Source organism: Streptomyces sp. CBMA123 (assembly GCF_014596465.1).
Lineage (GTDB): Bacteria > Actinomycetota > Actinomycetes > Streptomycetales > Streptomycetaceae > Kitasatospora.
The window spans coordinates 1-7,615 of record NZ_MECK01000113.1; the positions used below are offsets into that span (position 1 = coordinate 1).

The 7,615-nt window shown below is 74.4% G+C and carries 6 protein-coding genes, 1 tRNA gene and 2 pseudogenes; 3 read left to right on the plus strand and 6 right to left on the minus strand.

Annotated elements, in window-relative coordinates:
• Both BG452_RS15470 and BG452_RS15475 read right to left on the minus strand, forming a co-directional pair.
• Window positions 1–219: pseudogene (locus BG452_RS15470) on the minus strand (ABC transporter); the annotation flags it as partial.
• Entirely contained in the window at window positions 216–1,061 is an 846-nt protein-coding gene (locus BG452_RS15475; RefSeq protein ID WP_188304870.1) for an ATP-binding cassette domain-containing protein, read from the minus strand. The gene BG452_RS15475 and the pseudogene BG452_RS15470, both read right to left, overlap by 4 nt.
• Window positions 1,062–1,235: 174 nt before the next feature.
• Here BG452_RS15475 and BG452_RS15480 point away from each other — a divergent pair, with 174 nt between their 5' ends.
• From BG452_RS15480 to BG452_RS15490, 3 genes are all read left to right on the plus strand, one after another.
• Complete coding sequence (locus tag BG452_RS15480) at window positions 1,236–2,558, plus strand: VWA domain-containing protein (protein WP_317621056.1); 1,323 nt, start codon at window positions 1,236–1,238, stop codon at window positions 2,556–2,558.
• Between the two features lie 2 nt (window positions 2,559–2,560).
• Window positions 2,561–3,427 carry a peptidase gene (locus BG452_RS15485; RefSeq protein WP_223242259.1) on the plus strand — a complete coding sequence of 289 codons (867 nt, stop codon included), beginning with the start codon at window positions 2,561–2,563 and terminating at the stop codon, window positions 3,425–3,427.
• 120 nt (window positions 3,428–3,547) lie between these two features.
• A complete protein-coding gene (locus BG452_RS15490; RefSeq protein ID WP_188304872.1) occupies window positions 3,548–3,982 on the plus strand; it encodes a universal stress protein in 435 nt (144 codons plus the stop codon).
• Here BG452_RS15490 and BG452_RS15495 read toward each other — a convergent pair.
• The 4 genes and pseudogenes from BG452_RS15495 to BG452_RS15510 all read right to left on the minus strand — a co-directional run.
• Window positions 3,972–5,594 (minus strand): DUF2079 domain-containing protein, encoded by a 1,623-nt coding sequence (locus BG452_RS15495; RefSeq protein WP_317621057.1) that lies wholly within the window; start codon window positions 5,592–5,594, stop codon window positions 3,972–3,974. The genes BG452_RS15490 and BG452_RS15495 overlap by 11 nt on opposite strands.
• A gap of 26 nt (window positions 5,595–5,620) precedes the next feature.
• Window positions 5,621–6,955 carry a glycosyltransferase 87 family protein gene (locus BG452_RS15500; RefSeq protein WP_188304873.1) on the minus strand — a complete coding sequence of 445 codons (1,335 nt, stop codon included), beginning with the start codon at window positions 6,953–6,955 and terminating at the stop codon, window positions 5,621–5,623.
• Window positions 6,956–7,199: 244 nt separating this feature from the next.
• Window positions 7,200–7,273 (minus strand) — tRNA-Ala (locus BG452_RS15505).
• Between the two features lie 71 nt (window positions 7,274–7,344).
• Window positions 7,345–7,615, minus strand: a pseudogene (locus tag BG452_RS15510) (hypothetical protein); the annotation flags it as partial.

The window sequence follows — 7,615 nt, forward strand, 5'->3', positions numbered from 1 at the left end:
CCGCGAGGCCGGCGGCTCGGCGGTCAGCACGCTACGCACGAACCAGGCGCTCACCGGTACCAGCAGCCCCGCGCCGAAGCCGAGCCCGCCCAGCAGCGGATCGCCCGGCGTCACCCCGATCACCAGCACCAGCGCGAACGCCAGGAACGGCGGCAGCCAGGCGTGCGAGCGCACCAGCAGCTCCAGGTGGTACCGGGTCAGCGCGCCGAGCTGCCTCACCGCTCCTCCTCCCGTCGACGCACCGCCAGCACCCGCAGCGCCGGGCGGCTCACCAGCAGGCCGCGCAGCAGCGCGTCCGAGTACGCGGCCGGCACCGTCAGCCGCACCGCCGTGCCGCCCAGCGGGGTCGGCACCGGCGCGCCGGGCAGCCGCTCCGGCAGCGGGGCGTCGTCCGGGACGTCCACCTCGATCTCCATCACCGGCCCGCCCCGGTCCACCGCCGTCGACTCCTCCGCCGGCCGCAGCCCGCCGTCCGGGCCGACCCGGTAGGCCGCGCTGGTCCGCCCGGCCAGCCGGGCCGGGTCGTGGTCCACGAACAGCACCGTGCCGCCCGCCGCCGCCCGCTCGGCGGCCGCGTCGTCCAGCACCGCCCGGGCCTGCGGGTCCAGCCCGGTCCAGGCCTCGTCCAGCAGCAGCACCCGGGCCTCGGCGATCAGCGCCTGCGCCACCGCGACCTTCTGGCAGGTGCCCTTGGACAGCCGGCTCAGCGGGGTGCCCGCCCGGTCCGCGATGCCGAACCGGTCCAGCCACTCCCCGGAGCTCCGCCGCGCCGCCGCCGCCGACAGCCCGTGCACCCGCCCCACCCGCAGCAGGTAGGAGGCGGCGTCGAACGGCAGCGCCGGCGGGAAGCGCTCCGGCACGTACGCCGCGGTCCCGGGCCGCACCACCCGGCCGGTGCTCGGCCGCTCGATCCCGGCCGCCAGCCGCAGCAGGGTCGACTTGCCGCTCCCGTTCGCCCCGGCGATCCGCACCAACTCCCCCGGCCCGACGGCCAGCTGGACGTCCCGCAGGATCCACCGCCCGCCCCGCCCGTACCGCTTGCCGACCGCGGTCAGCTCCATCCGCACCCCGCCTCCATCCGGTCCCCCCGAAGGCTATCCAGCGCCGGTAAGGCCACCGTGAGCTTTGCGTCGCGCAATCCCTCGACCACGCGCCGGAGTTCACGCCGGGGCAGGCGGGTGCACCGCCCGGTCTCGTTTGGCCTTGACGAACTGATGATCCCTAGGATCGGCCGGGTGAATACCGGACGACGACCGAAGACCAGGCTCGGCAGCCTGCTGGCCGCCCTGGCGATAACGGGCGCCTCGCTGCTCCTCGGCCTGCCAGCCCAAGCCGACGAACCCTCAGCCGGCGCCTCCCCCGCACCGAAGGAGGCCCCCAGGGTCGACCTGATCCTGGACGTCAGCGGCTCCATGAACACCGCCGACATCCAGGGCAAGAGCCGCATCTCGGTGGCCCAGAACTCGCTCAACGAGGTGATCGACGCCCTGCCCTCGGAGGCCGAGTTCGGCATCCGCACCCTCGGCGCCACCTACCCCGGCAACGACAAGAACGTCGGCTGCCAGGACACCAAGCAGCTCTTCCCGGTCGGCAAGACCAACAAGGTCGAGGCCAAGACCGCGGTCGCCACCCTGCGCCCCACCGGCTGGACCCCGATCGGCCTGGCCCTGCGCGGCGCGGCCCAGGACCTCGGCAAGGGCGACGCCACCCGCCGGATCGTGCTGATCACCGACGGCGAGGACGACTGCGCCCCGCCGGACCCGTGCGACGTGGCCCGCGAGCTCGCCGCCCAGGGCATCCACCTGGTGGTCGACACCCTCGGCCTGGCCCACGACGACAAGACCCGCCAGCAGCTGCTCTGCATCGCCAACGCGACCGGCGGCACCTACACCGACGTGCGCACCGGCCAGCAGCTCACCGACAAGGTGAAGCAGCTGATCGACCGCAACGACGACACCTACACCGTCAACCCGGTCAAGACCGCCGGCACCGACAAGTGCGAGAGCGCCCCGGTGCTCACTCCCGGCGTCTACAGCGACCGGGAGAAGTTCTCCGAGCACCGCGTCTACAAGGTGCCGGTCAAGGCCGGCCAGGAGCTGCGCGCCTCGGTCAGCGTGGGCCTCGACCGCGCGGTGGCCCGGGACTACGGCGTCCTGCTCCAGGCCACCAGCGCCACCGGCCAGGAGCTCGTCCGCGGCACCGACGCCGCGAGCACCCGCACCGACGTCATCTCCACCGGCCTGCGCTGGTCCACCAACGACTCCAAGGGCTACGTCACCGCGAGCCCGACCGCCTCGTCCAAGGACAAGCCGGACACCACCGTCTGCCTGGTCGTCAGCAACGCGCTGGCCCCGCAGGCCGGCGTCCACACCGACCCCGGCATGCCGCTGGAACTGACCGTGGACCTCGCCTCCGCCTCGCCCGCCCCCGAGGGCGCCGCGATGGGCCTCGGCCGCGGCTGGATCCTGCTGCTCACCCTCACCCTGGCCGGCCTGGTCTTCGGCCTGCTCGCCGGCTGGATCGCACGCTGGCGGATCGCCGTCTGGCGGGAGAACTGACCATGCGTACGACGATCCGCGGCACCCTCGCCGCCCTCGCCCTGCTGCCCGCCCTCGCGCTGGGCGCCCCGGCCGCCTCCGCCGCCTCGCCCTCCCCCACGGCGGCCGCGAGCGGCACCCCGGCCCCGGCCACCAAGGCCGGCACCTCCTTCCTGACCGCGGTCAACCTCTCCCCCGGCCAGGACGCCAACGTCGCCGTCTCCACCGGCGACTACCTGTACTGGGCGTTCGGCGCCTCCGAGGGCCAGACCCCGACGGTCGACCTGACCGTCAACCTGGCCCCGGCCACCGACCGGCACGGCCCGCAGACCTGGACCGTCGAGGTCTTCGACGGGCTGCGCCGCCGCCAGGCCTGCACCGCGGGCACCCAGAACGCCACCGGCGACCAGAGCGCCACCAGCCTGGCGCTGAACTGCACCCTGCGCGAGGTCCGCACCTGGGCCGAGCCGTGGTCCGGCGACCCGCTGCCCGGCACCTACTACGTCCGGCTGTCGGTCACCGACGCCCCGCAGCCCGACCTCGGCCTGCCCGCCACGGCCCAGCTGCACGTCGCCGCCAAGGGCAACGCCGACAACGCCCAGCCCGAGGGCGGCGCGCTCAAGGCCCCGCTGGTCCCGCCGGTCGGCGGCGGCGCCAGTACGGCCAAGGCCGCGGCCCCGGTCGCGGAGAAGGAGCACTGGTACACCGGCTGGTTCTCCGGCTGGAACAGCCGCTGGTACTGGACCATCGGCGGCGGCTTCCTGGCCGCCCTGGCCGGCGTCCTCGGCTACCACCTGACCCGCCACCCGCGCGGCCGCCGCCCCGGCCACTACGGCGCCGTCCCGCCCCAGGGCTCGCACCAGCACGGCAACTACGCCGAGCGCCCGTAACCCCGCCCACCCGAGGGCCGGCCGGACACCTTCCGGCCGGCCCTCCGGCATGTCCGGGGCCCGTCTCCCGGGTCCCGCCCGGGGCGACACGGCCCAGGGGGCAGGCCCTACCCTCGAAGCATGCAGCCGCCCGCCCGGATCGTGGTCGGCGTGGACGGCTCCGCCCCCGCCCGCGCCGCCGTCCGCTGGGCGGCCGGGCTGGCCCGCCTCACCGGCGGCGCGCTGGAGGCGGTCGCGGTCTGGGACTTCCCCTGTCTCTTCGGCGAGCACGGTCTCGTCCCGCCCGCCCTGGACGGCTTCGAGCCGGAGCGCCGGGCCGCGGAGATCCTCGACGAGACGGCGGCCGGCTGCGCCCTTCCGCTGAGCCGCCGCCTCAGGGCCGGGTCACCGGGCCCCGCGCTGGTCGCCGCCGCGACCGGCGCCGGCCTGCTCGTCCTCGGCAACCGGGGCCACGCCACCCCGCCGGACGTCCCGCTGGGCACCGTCGCCCACTACTGCCTGTGCCACGCGCCTTGCCCGGTGGTCATCGTCCGCGAGACCTGGCTCAGCCCTTGAACAGGTTGTGCCCCACGTCGGACGGCACCTCGTCCTGGACCGGCTTGCTGCCCGGCCCCGGCACGTGCTCGCCGGGCACCGGCTGGTCGCCCTCCCGGTGCAGCAGCACCACCCCGTCCTCGGCCCAGAGCTGCCGGTAGCCGTGCGCCAGCAGCAGCTGGATCCGGTCGGCCTGCTCCTTGTCCGTCTTGAACGGGAAGGACCGCTTGTCGGAGCGGGTCAGTACGTAGTCGCGTCCGCGCGGCGTGCCGTCCACCAGCACCACGTCGGTCCGCGCGGTCAGCCGGGGCGCGATCTGGTTGTCGGCCTCCACCGAGGCGCCGTCCGGGATCAGCGCGGCCGCCCGGACCAGCGCGGCCTCGCTCGCCCGGGGCTCCCAGGAGGAGGGCACCGCCAGCTGCAGCAGCCCGATCGGCACCGCCGCCACCAGCGCGACCCCGACCGTGCCCAGGCCCAGCAGCCGGGCCCGCCGCCGGGTCCGTTCGGTCCGCTCGGTGCTGCTCAGCCGCCCCAGCACCTCGACGGTGGCGGTCAGCAGGACGGGCCAGAGCAGGGAGTCGTAGTGCCGGGCGATCGACCAGTGGTTGGGGTTGCTGGAGAGGATCCGCTCGGCCAGCAGCGGCACCAGGCACAGCACGGTGGCCGAGCGCAGCGGCAGCAGGAACAGGGTCCCGAACAGCCAGAGCAGCAGCAGCGGCTTCAGCGGCTGGTCGAAGGCGGTCTGCACCAGCAGGAACGGGTCGTGCAGCAGGTTGGTGACCGCCTGGCCGCCGTCCGCGCCGAGGGTTTCGTAGTTCCAGTAGTAGCCCGGCTCCCCGCCCATGGCCGGGATCAGCCACTTGATCGCCACCGCGGAGGCGATCGGCCCGCCGAGCAGCAGGCCGATCCCGGTGTAGCGCCCGGCGCGGTCCCCGGTGCGGCGGGTGCGCAGCAGCAGCACCAGGCCGTACGCGCCGACCAGCAGGCCCATGTCCTCCTTGGTGCAGCACAGCAGCACCGCGGCGAGCACCACCGTGCCGTAGCGGCGGGCCAGGCCGCGCTCCAGCATCAGCAGGGTCAGCGGGACGGCGAAGGCCACCTCGTGGAAGCCGACCCGGGAGGCGACCAGCAGCGGCCAGCCGAGCGCGTAGGTCAGCCCGGCCAGGTCGGCGGCCCGGCGGGCGGTGCGCGGCTCGGCGGCGGCGAAGGAGTACGCGGCGATCCGGCGGATCAGCGGCACCCCGAGCGCGAACAGCAGGGCCTGTCCGATGATCAGCGAGCGCGGGTCGTCCCAGATCCAGTACAGCGGCGCGAGCAGCGCCAGGACCGGGGAGAAGTGGTCGCCGAGCAGTGAGAACCCGGGCGGGAACTCGTGGTGGTAGGACTTCAGCGTCGAGACCGGCAGCCCGAAGTGGGCGTAGCCGCGTATGCCCTGGTCGAAGATGCCCAGGTCGAAGCCGCCGAGCGAGACGGAGGCCCAGCCCTGCATGCCGATGGCGCACGTCACCGCGAAGCACAGCAGGCCGAGCACCAGGGTGCGCCGGGCGGGCGTGCCCAGGACGGTCGCGGCCCTGCGGGCGGCGGCGGGCACGGCGGCCCGGGGCGTCGGCGGGGTCGCGGTCTGGGTGGTCACGTCGGCTCCGGTCCCTCTCTGGTCCGTCAGGACCGATTGGTCAGGGCGGGGTCACGGTCGGGCTCGTGGTCGGGCTCGTGGTCGAGCCTGGCGCCGAGCAGCGCCCAGGCTCCGGCCGAGGCGTCGACCGCCTGCCGCCGGGCCCGGTAGAGCCGCACCCCGATGACGACCAGGACGGCGACGGCGATCGGCGGGTAGATCGAGCCGGGCAGCTGCCAGTACCAGGAGACCCCGCGGCCCCAGCGGTGCGGCACGGCCCACATCACGTGGGAGAGGAAGACCAGCAGCGTCACGCCGAGCAGCACCCGGCGGCCGGTGCTCCGGGCCTCGGCGGCCAGCAGCGCGATCAGCGGGATGCACCAGACCCAGTGGTGGGTCCAACTGATCGGCGAGACCAGCAGCGCGGTGAGGGCGGCGCAGACGCCGCCCCAGGCGTCGGCCCGGCGCAGCACCCGGGCGGAGCGCCCGGCGAGCACGGCCACCCCGAGCCCGAGCGTGGCGACCAGCGCGGAGGCGATCAGCCCGACCAGGCCGGGGTCGTTGACGTCGAGCAGCCGGCAGACGGCCCCGCGCAGCGACTGGTTGTCCACCAGCACGGTGACGCCGACCCGGCTCGGGTCCCACAGGTACGTGGTCCAGAACCCGTACGAGCCGTCGGGCAGCATGATCCAGCCGATCAGGCCGGCCGCCAGGAAGGTGCCCATGGAGACCAGGGCGGCCCGGATCCGGCCGGTCAGGAACAGGTAGACGGCGAACAGCCCGGGAGTGATCTTGATCGCGGTGGCCAGGCCGATGCCCACGCCCTTGGCGCGGCTGCGGTCGGGCCGGGTGAGGTCCCACAGCACCAGGCAGAGGATGGCGAGGTTGACCTGGCCGTACTGGAAGGTGGTGTAGACCGGCTCCAGCCAGACCGCGAGGCCGGTGGCGAGGATGGTGGCGGCCGGCCGGTGCCGCCGGGCGGGCCAGCCGGCCAGCTTCAGCGACAGGAACACGGCCAGGCCGAGCAGTGCGTAGTTGCCGAGCATCACCAGGACGCGCAGGGTGCTCACGTCGAACCAGGTGCTCGGTACGAACAGCATCGCGGCGAACGGCGGGTAGGTGGCCGGCAGGTCCCAGCCGGGCAGCCGCATCGCGTACAGGTCGTCGCCGTTGACGACGGCCTGGCCCTCGGCCCGGTAGACGAGCATGTCGACCATGGTGGCGCCGTGCAGGTGCCGCTGGAGGACGAAGGCCGCCACCGACACTGCCGCGACGCAGGCCGCCGCGATGGTCCAGGAGTTCGGTCTTCCGTTCGCCGGGCCGCCGTCTGGCCCCTCCGGGTCCGCCTGCCGCGTCCACCGTGTCAGACCGAACTCGCGCACCGCGATGGCACCCCGTTGAGATAGACCAGATCGTTCCCTCGTCAGCGTCTGGGCCCACCCACCATAACTGACCCCTCTGAAACTCCCCTGAGTCCCAAAGCACGTCAGATTTCCGCCTGGTGAGGGCGGTGTGACCTCGGTCACCGGCCTGGTCGCCGGGCCGTCGGACCCGCAAAACGCGAAGTCCCGCCGGGAGTTGACTCCCGACGGGACTTGCTGGACCGATCGGAGCCGGTCCGTTGGGTGGAGCTGAGGGGATTCGAACCCCTGACCCCCTCGATGCGAACGAGGTGCGCTACCGGACTGCGCCACAGCCCCAACGAGAAGAAACTCTAGCACCTTCCGGAGGGGGTCCGTGACCACCCCCTGGTCGGGGGTGGTCACCCACCTCATTCGTTGGCGGCGCGGGGGCGGGGCTCCGGAGCCGGGGCTTCGGCGTACTGGTCGAACAGCGGGGTGCTGCGGGACTCGGCGGGGCGACCGGCGGTCCAGGTGCCGGGGGCCGACAGGTCGAGGCCGCGGGACACCCGGGGGGCGACCGGCGCGGTGACGTAGGTCGGCAGCGGGACGGGCACCGGCTCCCAGGAGTCCGGGCCGGCCGCACCGCGCTCGCGCATGCCGTCGACCCACTCCTCGTGCTCGGTGGCCTCGGCCACCGCG

Coding starts and splice junctions, on each gene's coding strand:
- BG452_RS15485 (WP_223242259.1), top strand. CDS start 2,561: ATGCGTACGACGATCCGCGGCACCCTCGCCGCCCTCGCCCTGCTGCCC.
- BG452_RS15490 (WP_188304872.1), top strand. CDS start 3,548: ATGCAGCCGCCCGCCCGGATCGTGGTCGGCGTGGACGGCTCCGCCCCC.
- BG452_RS15475 (WP_188304870.1), bottom strand. CDS start 1,061: ATGGAGCTGACCGCGGTCGGCAAGCGGTACGGGCGGGGCGGGCGGTGG.